Source organism: Actinosynnema sp. NPDC004786, assembly GCF_053601135.1.
Map to the genome: position 1 here is coordinate 96,366 of NZ_JBSGBG010000006.1, position 15,956 is coordinate 112,321.

12 protein-coding genes are annotated in these 15,956 nt (G+C 74.1%); 7 read left to right on the forward strand and 5 right to left on the reverse strand.

Features of this window, described 5'->3' with window-relative positions; genetic code table 11:
* Nucleotides 1–7 precede the first annotated feature (7 nt).
* The gene (gene tdh / locus ACWEFJ_RS07225) at nt 8–1,042 is read left to right on the forward strand and encodes an L-threonine 3-dehydrogenase (protein ID WP_378086346.1); all 1,035 of its coding nucleotides are present in this window, start codon (nt 8–10) and stop codon (nt 1,040–1,042) included.
* Nucleotides 1,042–2,220, forward strand: coding sequence for a glycine C-acetyltransferase (locus ACWEFJ_RS07230; RefSeq protein WP_449713215.1), 1,179 nt, complete (start codon nt 1,042–1,044; stop codon nt 2,218–2,220). Before tdh ends, ACWEFJ_RS07230 begins: the two co-directional genes overlap by 1 nt.
* Nucleotide 2,221: 1 nt before the next feature.
* Here ACWEFJ_RS07230 and ACWEFJ_RS07235 read toward each other — a convergent pair whose 3' ends face one another.
* Nucleotides 2,222–2,413: a hypothetical protein gene (locus tag ACWEFJ_RS07235; RefSeq protein WP_449713216.1), complete on the reverse strand. Its 192-nt coding sequence runs from the start codon at nt 2,411–2,413 to the stop codon at nt 2,222–2,224.
* Between the two features lie 57 nt (nt 2,414–2,470).
* Here ACWEFJ_RS07235 and ACWEFJ_RS07240 point away from each other — a divergent pair, with 57 nt between their 5' ends.
* Nucleotides 2,471–3,343: a LysR family transcriptional regulator gene (locus ACWEFJ_RS07240; protein ID WP_378086340.1), complete on the forward strand. Its 873-nt coding sequence runs from the start codon at nt 2,471–2,473 to the stop codon at nt 3,341–3,343.
* Here the strand turns inward: ACWEFJ_RS07240 and ACWEFJ_RS07245 are convergent.
* Both ACWEFJ_RS07245 and ACWEFJ_RS07250 read right to left on the reverse strand, forming a co-directional pair.
* Complete coding sequence (locus tag ACWEFJ_RS07245; RefSeq protein ID WP_378086338.1) at nt 3,337–4,968, reverse strand: putative PEP-binding protein; 1,632 nt, start codon at nt 4,966–4,968, stop codon at nt 3,337–3,339. The genes ACWEFJ_RS07240 and ACWEFJ_RS07245 overlap by 7 nt on opposite strands.
* A 68-nt stretch (nt 4,969–5,036) precedes the next feature.
* Complete coding sequence (locus ACWEFJ_RS07250) at nt 5,037–5,948, reverse strand: ribokinase (protein ID WP_378086336.1); 912 nt, start codon at nt 5,946–5,948, stop codon at nt 5,037–5,039.
* A gap of 78 nt (nt 5,949–6,026) precedes the next feature.
* On the opposite strand from ACWEFJ_RS07250, the gene ACWEFJ_RS07255 reads away from it, so the two are divergent.
* Nucleotides 6,027–8,045, forward strand: a complete 2,019-nt coding sequence (locus tag ACWEFJ_RS07255) for a DUF2339 domain-containing protein (protein ID WP_449713217.1) — start codon at nt 6,027–6,029, stop codon at nt 8,043–8,045.
* A 277-nt stretch (nt 8,046–8,322) separates the two neighbouring features.
* A complete protein-coding gene (locus ACWEFJ_RS07260) occupies nt 8,323–9,351 on the forward strand; it encodes a YncE family protein (protein WP_378086332.1) in 1,029 nt (342 codons plus the stop codon).
* Here ACWEFJ_RS07260 and ACWEFJ_RS07265 read toward each other — a convergent pair.
* Nucleotides 9,348–11,450 carry an MMPL family transporter gene (locus ACWEFJ_RS07265; protein WP_449713218.1) on the reverse strand — a complete coding sequence of 701 codons (2,103 nt, stop codon included), beginning with the start codon at nt 11,448–11,450 and terminating at the stop codon, nt 9,348–9,350. The genes ACWEFJ_RS07260 and ACWEFJ_RS07265 overlap by 4 nt on opposite strands.
* A 124-nt stretch (nt 11,451–11,574) precedes the next feature.
* Here ACWEFJ_RS07265 and ACWEFJ_RS07270 point away from each other — a divergent pair, with 124 nt between their 5' ends.
* Together ACWEFJ_RS07270 and ACWEFJ_RS07275 are read left to right on the forward strand one after the other, a co-directional pair.
* The gene (locus ACWEFJ_RS07270) at nt 11,575–12,321 is read left to right on the forward strand and encodes a TetR/AcrR family transcriptional regulator (RefSeq protein ID WP_378086328.1); all 747 of its coding nucleotides are present in this window, start codon (nt 11,575–11,577) and stop codon (nt 12,319–12,321) included.
* Nucleotides 12,322–12,448: 127 nt separating this feature from the next.
* Complete coding sequence (locus ACWEFJ_RS07275; RefSeq protein WP_378086326.1) at nt 12,449–13,090, forward strand: hypothetical protein; 642 nt, start codon at nt 12,449–12,451, stop codon at nt 13,088–13,090.
* Nucleotides 13,091–13,098: 8 nt separating this feature from the next.
* On the opposite strand, the gene leuS is transcribed toward ACWEFJ_RS07275, so the two are convergent.
* Entirely contained in the window at nt 13,099–15,900 is a 2,802-nt protein-coding gene (leuS, locus tag ACWEFJ_RS07280; RefSeq protein ID WP_449713219.1) for a leucine--tRNA ligase, read from the reverse strand.
* Nucleotides 15,901–15,956: the final 56 nt, after the last annotated feature.

The window sequence follows — 15,956 nt, forward strand, 5'->3', positions numbered from 1 at the left end:
CGCCCGCATGAAGGCACTGGTCAAGGCGACCGCCGGACCGGGGCTGTCGTTGACCGACGTCCCGGACCCCACCCCCGGCCCCGGTGACGTGGTCGTCCGGGTGCTGCGCACCGGCATCTGCGGCACCGACCTGCACATCGACTCGTGGGACGAGTGGGCCGCGCACAACATCCACGCGCCGCTCGTGCTCGGGCACGAGTTCGTCGGCGAGGTGGTGGAGACCGGCGCCGCGGTGACCGGCGTGGCGGTCGGCGACCTGGTCAGCGGCGAGGGGCACCTGGTGTGCGGCACGTGCCGCAACTGCAAGGCGGGCCGGCGGCACCTGTGCGCCAACACGCGCGGCCTCGGCGTGCACAGCGACGGCGCGTTCGCCCAGTACGTGGTGCTGCCCGAGCAGAACGCCTGGGTGCACCGCGCGCCCGTCGACCTGGACGTGGCCGCGATCTTCGACCCCTTCGGCAACGCCGTGCACACCGCGCTGTCGTTCCCGGTCATCGGCGAGGACGTGCTGATCACCGGCGCCGGCCCGATCGGGATCATGGCGGCGGCGGTGGCCAAGCACGCGGGCGCGCGCAACGTCGTCATCACCGACGTCAGCGAGCACCGGTTGGCGCTGGCCCGCGAGGTCGGCGTGGACCTCGCGCTCAACGTCGCCGAGCGCACGATCTCCGAGGCGCAGTCCGAGCTGGGCATGACCGAGGGCTTCGACGTCGGCATGGAGATGTCCGGCAAGCCGATCGCGCTGCAGGAGATGATCGGCAACATGGCCCACGGCGGCCGGATCGCCATGCTGGGGCTGCCCGCCGAGGGGTTCGCGGTCGACTGGAGCAGCGTGGTGCTGAAGATGCTCCAGGTCAAGGGCATCTACGGCCGCGAGATGTTCGAGACCTGGTACTCGATGTCGGTGCTGCTGCAACGCGGCCTGGACCTGTCGCCGGTGATCACCCACCGGTTCGACTACACGGCGTTCGACCAGGCGTTCGCGACGGCGCGCGAGGGCAAGTGCGGCAAGGTCATCCTCGACTGGACGGGAGCTCACTGATGTACGGCGCGATGCGCGAGGACCTGAGGGCCGGCCTGGACGAGATCCGCGACGCCGGGCTCTACAAGGCGGAACGGGTGATCGGCACGCCGCAGAACGCCGCCGTCCGGGTGGGCTCGGGCGCGGAGGTGCTGAACTTCTGCGCCAACAACTACCTGGGCCTGGCCGACCACCCCCGGCTGGTCGAGGCCGCGCACGAGGCGTTGGACCGGTGGGGCTTCGGCATGGCGTCGGTGCGGTTCATCTGCGGCACGCAGGAGCCGCACAAGGAGCTGGAGCGGCGGCTGTCGGAGTTCCTGGGCACCGAGGACACGATCCTCTACAGCTCGTGCTTCGACGCCAACGGCGGCCTGTTCGAGACGCTGCTCGGCGCGGAGGACGCGATCATCTCCGACGAGCTGAACCACGCGTCGATCATCGACGGCGTGCGGCTGTCGAAGGCGCGCCGGCACCGGTACCGCAACCGCGACATGGACGACCTGGAGCGGCAGCTCAAGGACGCCGCCGACGCCCGGTACCGGCTCATCGCCACCGACGGCGTCTTCTCCATGGACGGCTACCTCGCGCCGCTGGACGAGATCTGCGACCTGGCCGACCGGTACGACGCGCTGGTGATGGTGGACGACTCGCACGCCGTCGGCTTCACCGGCCCGAACGGCCGCGGCACGCCGGAGCTGTTCGGCGTGCAGGACCGGGTGGACATCGTCACCGGCACGCTCGGCAAGGCGCTGGGCGGCGCGAGCGGCGGCTACACGTCCGGGCGGGCGGAGATCGTGGAGATGCTGCGGCAGCGGTCGCGGCCGTACCTGTTCTCGAACTCGCTCGCGCCGTCGATCACCGCCGCCGCGATCGCCGCGCTGGACCTGCTCAGCTCGTCCGGCGAGCTGCTGACCAGGCTGCGCGAGAACACCGCCCTGTTCCGCGCCCGGATGACCGAGGCGGGCTTCGACCTGCTGCCCGGCGAGCACCCGATCATCCCGGTGATGATCGGCGACGCGGCGCGGGCGTCCCGGATGGCGGACCTGCTGCTGGAGCAGGGCGTCTACGTGATCGGCTTCTCGTACCCGGTCGTGCCGCACGGCAAGGCGCGGATCCGGACGCAGATGTCGGCCGCGCACTCGACCGGGGACGTGAATCGGGCGGTGGACGCGTTCGTGGCGGCGCGCGACCGGATGTGACCTAGCGCCCGCGCTTGCCCCGCAGGCCGAGGACCGCCAGCAGGATGGCCGACACGAGCAGCGAGAGCAGCACGACCGTGCCGTCCACCGCGAACCCGCCCGCGCGGGCGGTGGGCACGACGACGCCGAACACGACCAGGACGAGCAGCCCGAGCCCGGAGACGACCAGGCCCGGCGCGCGGTGGGAGTCCATGCCCCTTGGTACCGCACCGGCCCGGGGACCGCACACCCCGGGGGCGATGATGGTCCGGTGATCGACCCACGACGGCTGCGGGTGCTGCGCGCGCTCGCCGACCACGGCACGGTGACGGCCGCGGCGCGGGCGCTGCACCTCACGCCGTCCGCGGTGTCGCAGCAGTTGGCGGCCCTGGAGTCGGAGGCGGGGCACGAGCTGCTGCGGCGGCGGGGCCGGCGGGTGTCGCTGACGGCGGCCGGCGAGCTGCTGGTCGGGCACGCCACCGCGGTGGCCGCCGAGCTGGAGCGGGCGCAGGCCACGCTGGCCGCGTTCACGTCGGGCGCCACCGGGCGGGTGGAGGTCGGCAGCTTCGCGTCGGCGATCACGCAGGTGGTCGCGCCCGCGCTGGCCGCGCTGCGGGCGTCCGCGCCGGACGTGACGCTGCGGGTGCGGGACGTGGAGGGCCACGCCAGCGTGCCGCTGCTGCTCGACGGCGAGATCGACCTGGCGATCACCGAGGAGTACCGGCTGCGCACCGACGACCGGCGGCTGACCCGGTTCCCGCTCTACACCGAGCCGTTCGACGTGGTGCTGCCGCCGGCGCACCCGTTGGCGGGGCGGGCCGACGTCGACCTGGCCGGCCTCGCGGACGACGACTGGGTGGCGCCGCTGCCCGGCAACCCGGTGCGCGACGTCGTGCAGCTCGCGTGCGAGCACGCCGGCTTCGCGCCGCGCATCACGCACACGTCCGACGACTTCCGGGCCATCGGCGCGCTGGTGCACGCGGGCGCGGGGGTGGCGCTGGTGCCGCGCAACGCGGTGCGGGGCGTGCCGGTGCGCGGCGCGGCCCCGCTGCGTCGGGTGGTCGCGGCGGTGCGCCGGGGCAGCGAGGAGCACCCGTTGATCAGGCTGGTGCGGGACGCCCTGCTGGACGCCGTCGGTCAGTGAGGGGCGCGGGCGGCGAGCTTCGCCGACGCCGGGTCGGCCGCCGCCACCGCGCCGCGCGCCGCGAGCTGGCACAGGTCGAAGCTGGTCGAGGCGAGCTTCGCGCCGACGCCCGCCAGCGCGGTGTGGTTCATCGACAGGCTCGACACGCCCAGCCCGGTCAGCACGCAGGCCAGCAGCGGGTCGGCGGCGGCCTCGCCGCACACGCCCACCGGCTTGCCCGCGGCCGTGCCCGCCGCGCCGACCAGCTCGACCAGCCGGAGCAGGGCGGGCTGCCACGGGTCGTTGAGCGCGGCCACCGCGCCGACCTGCCGGTCCGCCGCGAACAGGTACTGCGCGAGGTCGTTGGTGCCGAGCGAGACGAAGTCGACCACGGCCAGGATCTCCCGGGCGGCCAGGGCCGCGGCGGGGATCTCGACCATCACGCCGGCGCGCCGCAGGCCGGCCGCCCGAGCCCGTTCCACGAACCACGCGGCCTCGGCGGCGGTGGCCACCATGGGCGCCATCACCGACACCTCGGCGTCGGTGTCGGCGGCGGCCAGGGCGATCGCTTCGAGCTGGCGTTCCAGCACGTCGGGGCGGTCGAAGGCGACCCGCAGGCCGCGCACGCCCAGCGCCGGGTTCGGCTCCGGCTCGGGCGCGAGGAACGGCAGCGGCTTGTCCGCCCCCGCGTCCAGCGTGCGCACCACGACCGGCTTGCCCGCGAACGGCGCGAGCACCGCCGCGTACGCCTGCCGCTGCTCGTCCACCGACGGCTCCGCCGACGCGGACAGGAAGCAGAACTCGGTCCGGAACAGGCCGACGCCCTCCGCGCCGGCGGCGGCCGCGGCGACCGCGTCGGCGGGCGAGCCGACGTTGCCGAGCACCTTCACCCGGTGCCCGTCGCGCAGCACGCCGACGCCGTTCCACTCCGCCCGGCCCGCGACGTGCGCGGCGCGGACCGTGCCGTCGGACGCCTGCACCAGGCCGGTGTCGCCGTCCACGAGCAGCGACGGCGCGTCGAGGTCGAGCACGCCGCGGCACGCGACCACGGCCGGGATGCCCAGCGAGCGGGCCAGGATCGCGGTGTGCGAGGTGGGGCCGCCCTCCTCGGTGACCAGCGCCAGCACCTTGGCCGGGTCGAGCCCGGCGGTGTCGGCGGGGGCCAGGTCGCGGGCCACCAGCACCGACGGCGAGGACAGCGGCGGCACGCCGGGCGGGGCGACGCCGAGCAGCTCGGCGACCAGGCGGTCGCGGACGTCGCGCACGTCCCGCGCCCGTTCGGCCATGTACCCGCCGGCCGCCTCCAGGGCGGTGATGAACCCGGCGGCGGCCTGGTGCACCGCGCGGGCGGCGGGCAGCGACTCGGTCGTCACGAGCTTCTCGGCCTGCGACAGCAGCGCGGGGTCGGCCGCCATCGCCGCCGTGGTCTCCAGCAGGTCCTTCGCCTCGCCGGTCGCGGCGGCGGCCCGGTCGCGCAGCCGGGCCACGACCGCGTCCGCGGCGGGCCTGATCCGCGCGGCCTCGGCCGCCGGGTCCGCGGGCGCCGGTCGCGCCGGTGGTTCGCCCAGGGGTTCGGCCACCCGGACCACCGGACCGGAAGCCCGTCCGGAACTCACCCCGACACCGCTCAGCCGCGTGCTCGACATGGTCTAGACCATACCCTTCAGCTCGACGGGACGTGAAGGACGAGCCGACGCCACACCGCGCCCACCCGCTACCCGGCCCGGCGCACGTCGTCGAGCGTCGGGTAGGACGGCTGCGCGCCGGGGGACGTCACCGACAGCGCGGCCACGCGGGCGGCGAACGCGGCGGCCTCGACCAGCGACGAGCCGGACGACAGGCCGACCGCCACCGCGCCCGCGAACGCGTCGCCCGCGCCCGTGGTGTCCACGACGGACACCTCCGGGGCGCCGACCTCCACCACGCCCGCGGGCGTGACGACGGCCGCGCCCCGCGCGCCGAGCGTGACCACGGCCGACTTCGGGCCCAGGTCGAGCAGGCCGGCCGCCGAGCCCGCCAGCGACGCGGCCTCGTGCTCGTTCACGATCAGGGGGTCCAGCAGGGCCAGCGCGTCGGCGGGCACCTCGACCACCGGCGACAGGTTCAGCACCGGCCGCACGCCCCGGTCCGCCGCGACGCGCACCGCGTGCGCCACCACGGCCGCCGGCACCTCCAGCGAGCACACCAGGACCGACACGTCGTCCCAGGCCACGGCGTCCACATCGGACCGGTCGAGGTCCGAGTTCGCGCCGGGCGCGACGACGATCGAGTTCTCGCCGTCCGGCGTCACGGTGATGTAGGCCAGGCCCGTGGGCCGCGACGACGTGCGCACGAAATCGGTGCGGACCCCCGACGACGACAGGGAGTCCAGCAGCAGTCGCCCGTACTGGTCCGCGCCCACCGCGCCGACGAACGCGACCGGCGCGCCGAGCCGGGCGGCGGCGACGGCGGTGTTCGCGCCCTTGCCGCCGGGCAGGACGGCGGTGTCGCCGCCGAGCACCGTCTCACCGGCGGCGGGGCGGCGGGGCACCGGGACGACGAGGTCCGCGTTGGCCGAGCCGAGCACGAGAACGGTCACGGTGGCACTCTGCCAGGGTCGGCGCGTGACCGGTTCGGGACCGGGCATTGAGTAGAGGTACGGATTCCGGATACCCGCCGTTCGGGCGATCCTGGTCACATGACCGGCACCGGGCAGGAACCCCTGATGAGGTTGGCAGACGAACTCGGCCACCTGGGCCGCCGCCTGGAGGCGGTGGGGCAGGAGTTGCACAGGTTCGGCGGCGGTGGGGCCGTGGCCACCGCCCCGTCGCCGACCGCGCCGCGACCGGCCGCCGAGCCGACGGCCGAGCCCGCCGAGCCGGCCGATCCGGCGCCGCGGACGACGTCCCGGCCGGACGACCCGGCCCCGCGAGCCGCGGCCGAGCCGACCGCCCCGGTCCCGCCGCAGGCGACCGGCCCGGCGACCCCCGACCCGGCAGCCGATCCGGTGGCACGCGCCGCCACCCGGTCGAGCGGCCCGGCCGCGCCAGGCGCGACGCCGACCCCCGGCCGGACCGCGCCGCACCAGGCCCCGCCGGTCGGCGCCGCGCCGCGCCGCGCCGTCCACCCCTACCCGCCGCACCAGGTCCACCAGGGCTGGGGCCCGCCCGTTCCGCACTGGACGCCCGCCCCTCCGCCGCCGCCCGGCCCGACCCTCTTCGACCGCCTCGCCAAGGACGGCGCGGGCAGCAAGCTCCTCGCCTGGGTCGGCGGCGCGGTCACGTTGCTGGGCGTCGTCCTGCTGCTCGTCCTCGCCGTGCAGCGCGGCTACCTCGGCCCGGTGCCCCGCGTCCTCGGCGGCGCGGCGCTGGGCGGCGTCCTCGTCGGCCTCGGCCTGTGGCTGCACCGCACCCCGGCCGGCCGCACCGGCGCGTTCGCCCTGGCCGCCACCGGCATCGCGGTGCTCTACCTGGACGTCATCGCGGCCACCTCGATCTACGGGTTCCTGCCCGCAGGGGGCGGCCTGGCCGCCGGGCTGCTCGTCGCGGGCGGCGGCCTGCTGCTCGCCCTGCGGTGGGACTCGGCCGCCCTCGCCATCGGCGTGGTCGCGGCCTGCGCGGTGTGCGCGCCCGTCCTCACCGAGGGGTTCACGCCGCTGCTGGTGGCGTTCCTGCTGGTCCTGAAGATCGCCGCGAGCCCGGTGCACCTCAAGCGCGACTGGCCGTGGCTCGCGGTCACCGCGGGCGTGCCGCCGCTGCTGGCGTCCGTGCTGGTGATCGGCCGCACGGACCAGCACGCGCTGGCCGGGATCGCCCTGCTGGCCGCCGTGATCGGCGTGGCGTCGGCCGTGCTCACGGTCAACGTCCGGCGCGACGACGTGACCGCGCTCGCCCTCGCGGTCGGCTCGCCGATGCCCGCCCTGCTGACCACCGCCGTCCTCGACCGCCTGCTCGGCGCGGGCGTCGCGGCGGCGGTCGCGGTGATGATGCTGGCGCTGTGGGCGGCCGGGCGGCGGTCGTTGCCGGGCAACTTCGGCGCGGCGGTCGGCGCGGTCGGCGTGTTCGCGGCGTTCCTGGCGACGGCGATGGCCCTGGACGGCGGCACGCGGGCCGCGGTGGTGCTGGCCGAGGCGTTGGTGCTGGCGTTCCTCGCGAAGGTGCTGTCCTCGCGCGGGCCGCTGGTCGGGTCGCTCGCGTTCGGCGTGATCGGCTTCCTGCTGACCACCGCGCACGCCGTGCCGCCGCGGCTGCTGCTGGACGCGCCGTGGCGCTGGGACACCGCGGGTTTCCTGGTGTCCGGCATGCTGACCGCGCTGGTCCTCGGCGCCCTCGCGGTCGTGCTGCCCTGGGTGGCCACGGGCCTGGGCGTGCTCGGCAGGCGGCCGTTCCCGTGGGTCGTCGCGGGTGTCGTCCTGCTGTACGCGGCGGCCGGTGTCGTGCTGTGCGCCGCGCTGCTGGTGTCGCAGGACGTCACCGGATTCCTCTTCGGTCACTCGATCGTGACCGTGTCGTGGACGGTCGCCGCGCTGGTGCTGCTGGTGCGCGGCATCGACCGGAGGCCCCTGCGGGTGGCCGGGTTGGTGCTGGTCGGGGCGGCGGTGGCGAAGCTGCTGCTGTTCGACATGGCCGCGTTGGACGGCATCGCGCGGGTGCTCGCGTTCATCGGCGCGGGTCTCGTCCTCCTGACGGCGGGCACCCGTTACGCCAAGCTGGTGGCAACCCGACGAATTTCGGCTGATTCGTAGCTCTGGGGATCCAAAACGACCCGGGCTGCGTCAACCTGGTGGTAGAGGTCTACGTCGTCGGGGTTGGACCACCGGTGCACGCGCACCGGGAGGAGTCCGGCGTCGGTCGTTTCGCCCCCCGAGCGACCGGCGCCGGGCGCACGCCACCGGCCCCGCCCACCCCGTCGTCGTCCGCGGCGGCCGCGGCCAAACCCCCGCTCACCCGGTCCGGCACGAATGGCACCCGGTCGTGGGACCGGGGTGGAACGCCACCGCGCGCCGGTGTTCCCATCCAGCCATGTGGGGCCGACGAAAGACCGCAGCGCTGGGCGCCGCCGCCGTCCTCCTCTCGGCCGCGCTGTCCGCCGCCGGGCAGGACCGGTCGCACGTCGTCACGGCCACCGGCGCCCCCGCGCCCCGGGCGTACGTGGTCGAGCACGGCGGGCGCGTGCAGGTCCTCGACACCGCCAACGGCCGCGTGGTGGCGAGCGCGAACACCGGCGCGTGGGCGACCGGCGCGGCGGTCGGGCCGGGCGGCCGGCGGGTGTACGTGGTCAACGGGTGGGCGGGCGTGATCACGGCCGTGGACCCGGTGGCGGGCCGGGTCGTCGGCCGCATCCACGTCCGGGCCCGGCTGGCGCAGGCGGTGCTGCGCCCCGACGGGCAACGGCTCTACGTCACCGGCGGCGGCGCGGTGGCGGTGGTGGACCCCGGCACGTTCCGGCTGGTCGCCGCGATCAAGGCCGGTGGCCAGCCGCAGGGCATCGCGGTCACCCCCGACGGTCGCCGGCTGTACGTGGCCAACGCGCAGGACGGCACGGTGAGCGTGCTCGACACGACGGCCGCGAGCCCGCTGAGGACCGTCGAGGTGGGCGGCATGCCGCAGCACGTGGCGATCAGCCCGGACGGCGACGCCGTCTACGTCAGCTCGCTCGACCCCGCCGAGGGCGGGGGCACGGTCACCATGATCGACCCCCGCGCCGACGAGGTGCGCTGGTCCGCGCCGATCGGCAAGGGCGCGGGCAGCGTCGCGGTCGGCCCCGACGGGCGGCACGTCTACGTCGCCCTCGACCGGCGGGTCGCCGTCGTGGACACCCGGACCCACGTCGCAAGGGCGTTGCGGGTCAGGGCGAAGACGCTCGCCATCCCGCCCGGCGACCGCCGCGTGTTCCTGGCGGGCGACCGCACGGCGACCGTGCTGGACGGCGCGGGCGACCGGGTGCTGACCACGTTCCTGCTCAGCGCCCTGGACCTCGGCGGCCGCGGCTTCACGACCGCGGCCGTCGCGTTCGAGCCCTCGGACGGGTCCCGGACCGACCGGTCCTAGACGGGCTGCGGCAGCCGGTCGTCCTCCGCCGGCGCTTCCTCGTGGATCGCCATCCGCTCCTGGATCCGCCGCATCGGGCCGGGAGCCCACCACGCGGCGTCGCCGAGCATCCGCATCACCGCGGGCACGAGCAGCATGCGCACCACGGTGGCGTCCAGCGCGAGCGCCAGGATCATGCCGACGCCGACGAAGCGCATCATCGTGATCTGCGAGAACGCGAACGCGCCGGTCACCACGATCAGCAGCAGCGCCGCCGCCGTGATCACGCGCCCGGTCTTGGCCAGACCGGCGGTCACCGCCTCCGCGCTGGACGCGCCGCGCCCGCGCGCCTCGACCATGCGGGACAGCAGGAACACCTCGTAGTCCGTGGACAGGCCGAACACCACGGCCGCCATCAGCACCACGATCCCCGACTCCAGCGGCGCGGGCGTGACGCCGAGCAGCGACGCGCCGTGCCCGTCCTGGAACACCCACACCAGCACGCCGAACGTGGCGGACAGGCTCAGCGCGCTCATCACCACGGCCTTGATCGGCAGCAGCACCGACCCGAACGCCAGGAACATCAGCACGAACGTCGCGCCCACCAGCAGCAGCGCCATCCACGGCAGCTTGTCCGCGATGGCGTCGAGGCTGTCGGACACCATCGCCGTGCTGCCGCCGACCAGCACCTCGTCACCGGGGCCGTCCAGCGCCCGCACGTCCCGCAGCGCCTGCTTCGACTCGTCGCTCAACGCGTCCTGGTCCAGCCCGGCGTTGACCAGCCACACGCCGTTGGCGGGCTGCGGCACGACCTGCGCCTCGCCGACGCCGGGCACCGCGGCCACCTCGCCGGCGAACGCCTGCACCTCGGCGGGCGACGGGTCGCCGGTGACCACGATCTTGAAGCCGGAGTTGGACAGCGCGGCGAAGTCCCGGTTGACCGTCTCGGCGGCGACCCGCGCGGGGTTGCCCTCGGGCAGCACCTTCTCGGTGACCTCGCCGAACTTCACGCCCAGGAACGGCGAGCCGAGCGCGAGCAGCACCAGCACGATCGGCAGCGCGACCAGCACCGGGCGCTTCATCACGCGGCCGGCGAGCCGGCGCCAGCCCGCCTCGGACGGCACCTTGTCCTTGCGCCACGGCATCGCGAGCTTGTCCACGCGGCGGCCGAGGACGGCCAGCAGCGCGGGCAGCAGGGTCAGCGACACGGCCGCCGCGATCGCCACCGCCGACATGCCGCCGTAGCTCAGGGACTTCAGGAACCCGTGCGGGAACAGCAGGAGGCCGGCGAGCGCGATCACCAGCAGGGTCGCCGAGAACAGCACGGTGCGCCCGGCGGACATGACGGTGCGGCGCACGGCGTCCGGCGTGGCGCGGCCCGCGGCCAGCTCCTCGCGGAACCGGCCGACCATGAACAGCCCGTAGTCGATCGCCATGCCGAGGCCGAGCAGGCTGGCCACGTTGACCGCGAACGAGTTCACGTCGGCGACCAGCGAGACCGCGTGCAGCACGCCCAGCGAGCCGGCGATGGCGAGACCGCCGACCAGCACCGGCAGCGACGCGGCGACCAGGCCGCCGAAGATGACGACGAGCAGCACCAGCACGATCGGCAGGGAGATCGCCTCGGCCTTGGTGAGGTCGGAGGCGGACATGTCGCTGATCGCCTTCTGGGTCGGCACCAAGCCGCCGACCTGCGAGCCCACCCCGTCGACCGCGAGCCGGTCGGCGATCTGCTCGTACTGCTTGAGCTGCGTGTTGGAGTCGCCCGAGCGCAGCGTGATCACCACGAGCGACTTGCCGCTCTCCGGCGACGGGTACGGCGGCTGCACCTGCAGCACGGCGTCGGTCGGCAGGCCGGACAGCTCGCCCGCGATCTGCTGCAACCGGGCCGGGTCGGTGGTGTCGTACACCACCAGGACGTCGCCGCCCTGCCGGCCGAACGCGTCCTGCGCCACCTGGTTCGCCCGCGCGGCCTCGCTGTCCGGCGCCTCGTAGCCGCCCTGGCTCAGCCGGTCGAACACGCCGAGGCCCCAGATGCCCCCGGCGACCGCGAGGACCACCGTCGCGATCAGCACCACCCACCTGCGGCGGTACGCCAGCGATCCCCACTTCGCGAACACGCGTCCTCCCAGGCTGGGTGGGTTACCGTTGCGTGAAGGGCGTCAATTCTGTAAACACCGTTCACCAAACCTGTCCCGAAGTTATACCCCGGTGAACGGCGTTTACAACCTGATTGGGTGACATATGACCGAGGCCACTCGCCGCGAACGGCTACGCGCTGAGACTGAGCGTGACATCCGGCGACAGGCCCGCGCCCTGCTCGTGGAGCACGGCCGGGACGCCGTGACTCTGCGTGCCATCGCACGCGAACTCGGCATCACCGCCCCGGCCCTGTACCGGTACTACGACTCGCGCGAGGACCTGCTCCGCCGGCTCGCCGAGGACATCTGCACCGACCTCGCCGCGGAGCTGAACGCGGACCTCGCCGCCATCGCCGAGGACGACGTCAGCGCGCAGGTCTACGCGGTGTGCCGCGGCTTCCGCCGCTGGGCGCTGGCGCACCCGCAGGAGTTCACGCTGGTGTTCGCGTCCACCGAGGGCACGCTCGGCACGTGCGCCCCGGAGGAGGACCGCGACCGGGTCGGCGACCAGTTCGGCCGGGTGTTCCTCGAGGTCGCGGGCAGGTTGATCGCGAGCCACCCGCTGCCGGACGACCTGGACGACGACGTGCCGGCGAACCTGCGCGCCGACCTCGCGGCGTTCCAGCGGGTGCTGCTGGCGACCGTGAACGACCGCGGCGTCGAGGTGGACGAGCACGTCCTGTCGCTGAGCGCGGTCTACCACATCACGCAGTCGTGGGTCCGCATCTACGGCCACGTCGCCCTGGAGGTCTTCGGCCGGTTCCCGTTCGCGGTGTCCAACCCGGAGCCGATGTTCGACTCGATGCTGGACCGGATCCTGGGCGAGATGGGTTTCCCTCCGCAACCGTGAGGTGCGACGTCCGGGCATACCTGCTGGGCCGTTCGAGCGCTTTTCACCCCCGCGCCACAACCAGGGGCACCCGGCCGGGGTTGCATGGGTGGGCCGCACGGCGGGAACGACCCGGGGAGGGGGGACGGTGGCGCGGAAGGGTTCGGACAAGGGTTCCGGGGGAGTGGCGCTGGTGGCCGCGGTGCTCGTCGTCCTCGCGGGCGCGGGCGGGGCCGGCGGCGCGGCGCTGAACTCGGGCGCGGGTGGCGCCGGCGGCGCGGCGGCGCCGGTGGAGAGCATCGGCGTGCGCAAGTGGGACGCCAAGCGCGCGGCCCGGGGCGGTGACGCCGCGGGCGCGATGGGCCACCTGGGCGTCGGCATCGACAAGCAGGCGCTGCGGCAGGAGCTGGACTGCGCGGCCAACTCGTTCGGGCAGGTGCGCGAGTTCTTCGAGCGCACGCCGTGCACCGCGCTGGACCGACTGCTGCTCGCCGTCGCCGACCAGGCCGGCAACGCGGCCGTGGTCTCCGTGGTGTGGGTGACGTTCCCCGGCCGCAACCAGGCGCGGCAGTTCGACCGGGTCGTCGACACCGCGGGCTCGGGCGACGTGACGCCGCTCAGCGGCGCGGTGGTCGGCCTGCCGGACATCCGGTTCACCGCCGAGCACTACTGGTCGGAGACCAGGGACACCACGATCACCATCGCCGAGTCCGAACCGGCGACCGGGCGCGTCGAGCCCGACCTGCTCGACGCGATGACCGAAGTGGCCGCCCAGTTGCCCCGTCCGTAGGAACCCCGCTACAGCACCACGTTGACCAGCCGGCCCGGCACCACGATCACCTTGCGCGGCGTGCCGCCGTTCAGCAGCTCGGCCACCTTGGCGTCGGCCAGCGCCGCCGCCCGCACCTCGTCCGACGACGCGGAGGCGGGCACGACCACGCGCGCCTTCACCTTGCCGTTGACCTGGATCGGGTACTCGACCGTGTCCTCGACCAGGTACTCCTCCGCCGCGGTCGGGAACGGGCCGTGCGCCAGCGACTCGGTGTGGCCCAGCCTGGCCCACAGCTCCTCGGCGACGTGCGGGCTCAGCGGGGCCAGCATCAGCACCAGCGGCTCGGCCACGACGCGCGGCGCGCCGCCCGGGAAGTGCTTGGTGACGTGGTTGTTCAGCTCGATCAGCTTCGCGCCCGCGGTGTTGTAGCGCAGGTTCGCGTAGTCGTCGTGCACGCCCGCGATCGTCCTGTGCAGCACCCGCAGCGTCTCCTCGCCGGGGTCGACGTCGGTGACGCGCAGCTCGCCCGTGGTCTCGTCGACCAGGTTGCGCCACAGCCGCTGCAGGAACCGCTGCGCGCCCACGACGTCCTTGGTCGCCCACGGCCGCGAGACGTCCATCGGGCCCATCGACATCTCGTACAGCCGGAACGTGTCCGCGCCGTACTTCTCGCACATCTCGTCCGGCGTGACGACGTTCTTCAGGCTCTTGCCCATCTTGCCGTACTCGCGGCGCACCTCCTCGCCCTCGAAGAAGTACCTGCCGTCACGCTCCTCCACCCGCTCGGCGGGCACGTACGTGCCGCGCGCGTCGGTGTAGGCGTACGCCTCGATGTAGCCCTGGTTGAACAGCCGCCGGTACGGCTCGTCACCGGACACGTGGCCCAGGTCGAACAGCACCTTCTGCCAGAACCGGGCGTACAGCAGGTGCAGCACGGCGTGCTCCACGCCGCCGATGTACAGGTCGACGCCGCCGGGGTCGTTCGCGCCGTGCTCGGCCGGGCGCGGGCCCAGCCAGTAGCGCTCGTTCTCCGCGTTGACGAACCGGTCCGGCTCGGTCGGGTCCACGTACCGCAGCTGGTACCAGCACGAACCCGCCCAGTTGGGCATGGTGTTGGTCTCGCGGCGGTAGCGCTTCGGCCCGTCGCCCAGGTCCAGCTCGACGGTCACCCAGTCCTCGGCGCGCGACAGCGGCGGGGACGGCTCGGAGTCCGCGTCCTCCGGGTCGAACGTCCGCGGCGAGTAGTCGTCCACGTCCGGCAGCTCGATCGGCAGCATCGACTCCGGCACCGCGATCGGCGTGCCGTCCTCGTCGTACACGATCGGGAACGGCTCGCCCCAGTACCGCTGCCGCGAGAACAGCCAGTCGCGCAGCTTGAACTGCACGGTGCCCTCGCCCCGGCCCTGCTCCTCCAGCCAGGCGATGATCTTCTTCTTGGCCGCGTCGACGTCCAGCCCGTCCAGGCTGACGCTGCTCTCGTGGCTCGAGTTCACCGCCGGGCCGGCGCCCGTGTACGCCTCGCCGTCGAAGTCCGCGGGCGGCTGCACGGTCCGGATGATCGGCAGGTCGAACGCCTTGGCGAAGTCCCAGTCGCGCTGGTCCTGGCCGGGCACCGCCATGATCGCGCCGGTGCCGTAGCCCATCAGCACGTAGTCCGCGACGTACACCGGGATCCGCGCGCCGTTGACCGGGTTCGTCGCGTGCGCGCCGGTGAAGACGCCGGTCTTCTCCTTGTTCTCCTGCCGGTCCAGCTCGGACTTGCGGGACACCTCGGCGCGGTAGGCGGCGATGGCGTCCGCCTGCTCGGCGGAGGCGATCACGTCCACCAGCGGGTGCTCGGGCGCCAGCACCATGTACGTCGCGCCGAACAGCGTGTCCGGCCGGGTGGTGAACACCTCGATGTCGACGCCGTCGTGGCCCGCCACCGCGAACTTGACCCGGGCGCCGTGCGAGCGCCCGATCCAGTTGCGCTGCATCGCCTTGATCTTGTCCGGCCAGTCCAGCCGGTCCAGGTCGTCGATCAGCCGGTCGGAGTACGCGGTGATCCGCATCATCCACTGGCGCAGCGAGCGCCGGAACACCGGGAAGTTGCCGCGCTCGCTGCGGCCGTCCGCGGTGACCTCCTCGTTCGCCAGCACGGTGCCCAGGCCGGGGCACCAGTTCACCGGCGCCTCGGACAGGTACACCAGGCGGTGCTGCCCCAGCAGCTTCTCCCGCTCGGCCCGGGTCATCTCGGCCCACGGCTTGTCCGGCGTGGGCCGCTCACCCGAGGCGTACCGGGCCTCCAGCTCGGCGATCGGCCGGGCCTTGCCCGCCTCGGGGTCGTACCAGGAGTTGAAGATCTGCAGGAAGATCCACTGGGTCCACTTGTAGTAGTCCGGGTCGATCGTGGAGATGCGCCGGCGCTCGTCGTGGCCCAGGCCCAGCCTGCGGATCTGCCGCAGGTAGGTCTGGATGTTGTCCTCGGTGGTCTTGCGCGGGTGCTGCCCGGTCTGCACGGCGTACTGCTCGGCGGGCAGGCCGAACGCGTCGAAGCCCATCGTGTGCAGCACGTTGCGGCCGTTCATCCGGTGGTACCGGGCGAACACGTCGGTGCCGATGAAGCCCAGCGGGTGGCCGACGTGCAGGCCGGAGCCGGAGGGGTAGGGGAACATGTCCTGCACGAACAGCTTGTCGGCGGGCACGTCGCCCCGGAGCGGCCCGACGGGGTTCGGCGCGTGGAAGGTGCCCTGCTCCTCCCAGTGCTGCTGCCAGCGCCGCTCGATCTCGCCGGCCAGCTCGGCGGTGTAGCGGTAGGCGGGCGTCGCGTCCGCCGCGTCCGTGCTCATCGGGATGTCCCTCTCCATCGGTACCTGCCCCTGACATGACGAAACCCCCCAGCCGC

Coding starts and splice junctions, on each gene's coding strand:
- tdh (WP_378086346.1), top strand. CDS start 8: ATGAAGGCACTGGTCAAGGCGACCGCCGGACCGGGGCTGTCGTTGACC.
- ACWEFJ_RS07230 (WP_449713215.1), top strand. CDS start 1,042: ATGTACGGCGCGATGCGCGAGGACCTGAGGGCCGGCCTGGACGAGATC.
- ACWEFJ_RS07235 (WP_449713216.1), bottom strand. CDS start 2,413: ATGGACTCCCACCGCGCGCCGGGCCTGGTCGTCTCCGGGCTCGGGCTG.
- ACWEFJ_RS07245 (WP_378086338.1), bottom strand. CDS start 4,968: ATGTCGAGCACGCGGCTGAGCGGTGTCGGGGTGAGTTCCGGACGGGCT.
- ACWEFJ_RS07250 (WP_378086336.1), bottom strand. CDS start 5,948: ATGCCCGGTCCCGAACCGGTCACGCGCCGACCCTGGCAGAGTGCCACC.
- ACWEFJ_RS07255 (WP_449713217.1), top strand. CDS start 6,027: ATGAGGTTGGCAGACGAACTCGGCCACCTGGGCCGCCGCCTGGAGGCG.
- ACWEFJ_RS07260 (WP_378086332.1), top strand. CDS start 8,323: ATGTGGGGCCGACGAAAGACCGCAGCGCTGGGCGCCGCCGCCGTCCTC.
- ACWEFJ_RS07270 (WP_378086328.1), top strand. CDS start 11,575: ATGACCGAGGCCACTCGCCGCGAACGGCTACGCGCTGAGACTGAGCGT.
- leuS (WP_449713219.1), bottom strand. CDS start 15,900: ATGAGCACGGACGCGGCGGACGCGACGCCCGCCTACCGCTACACCGCC.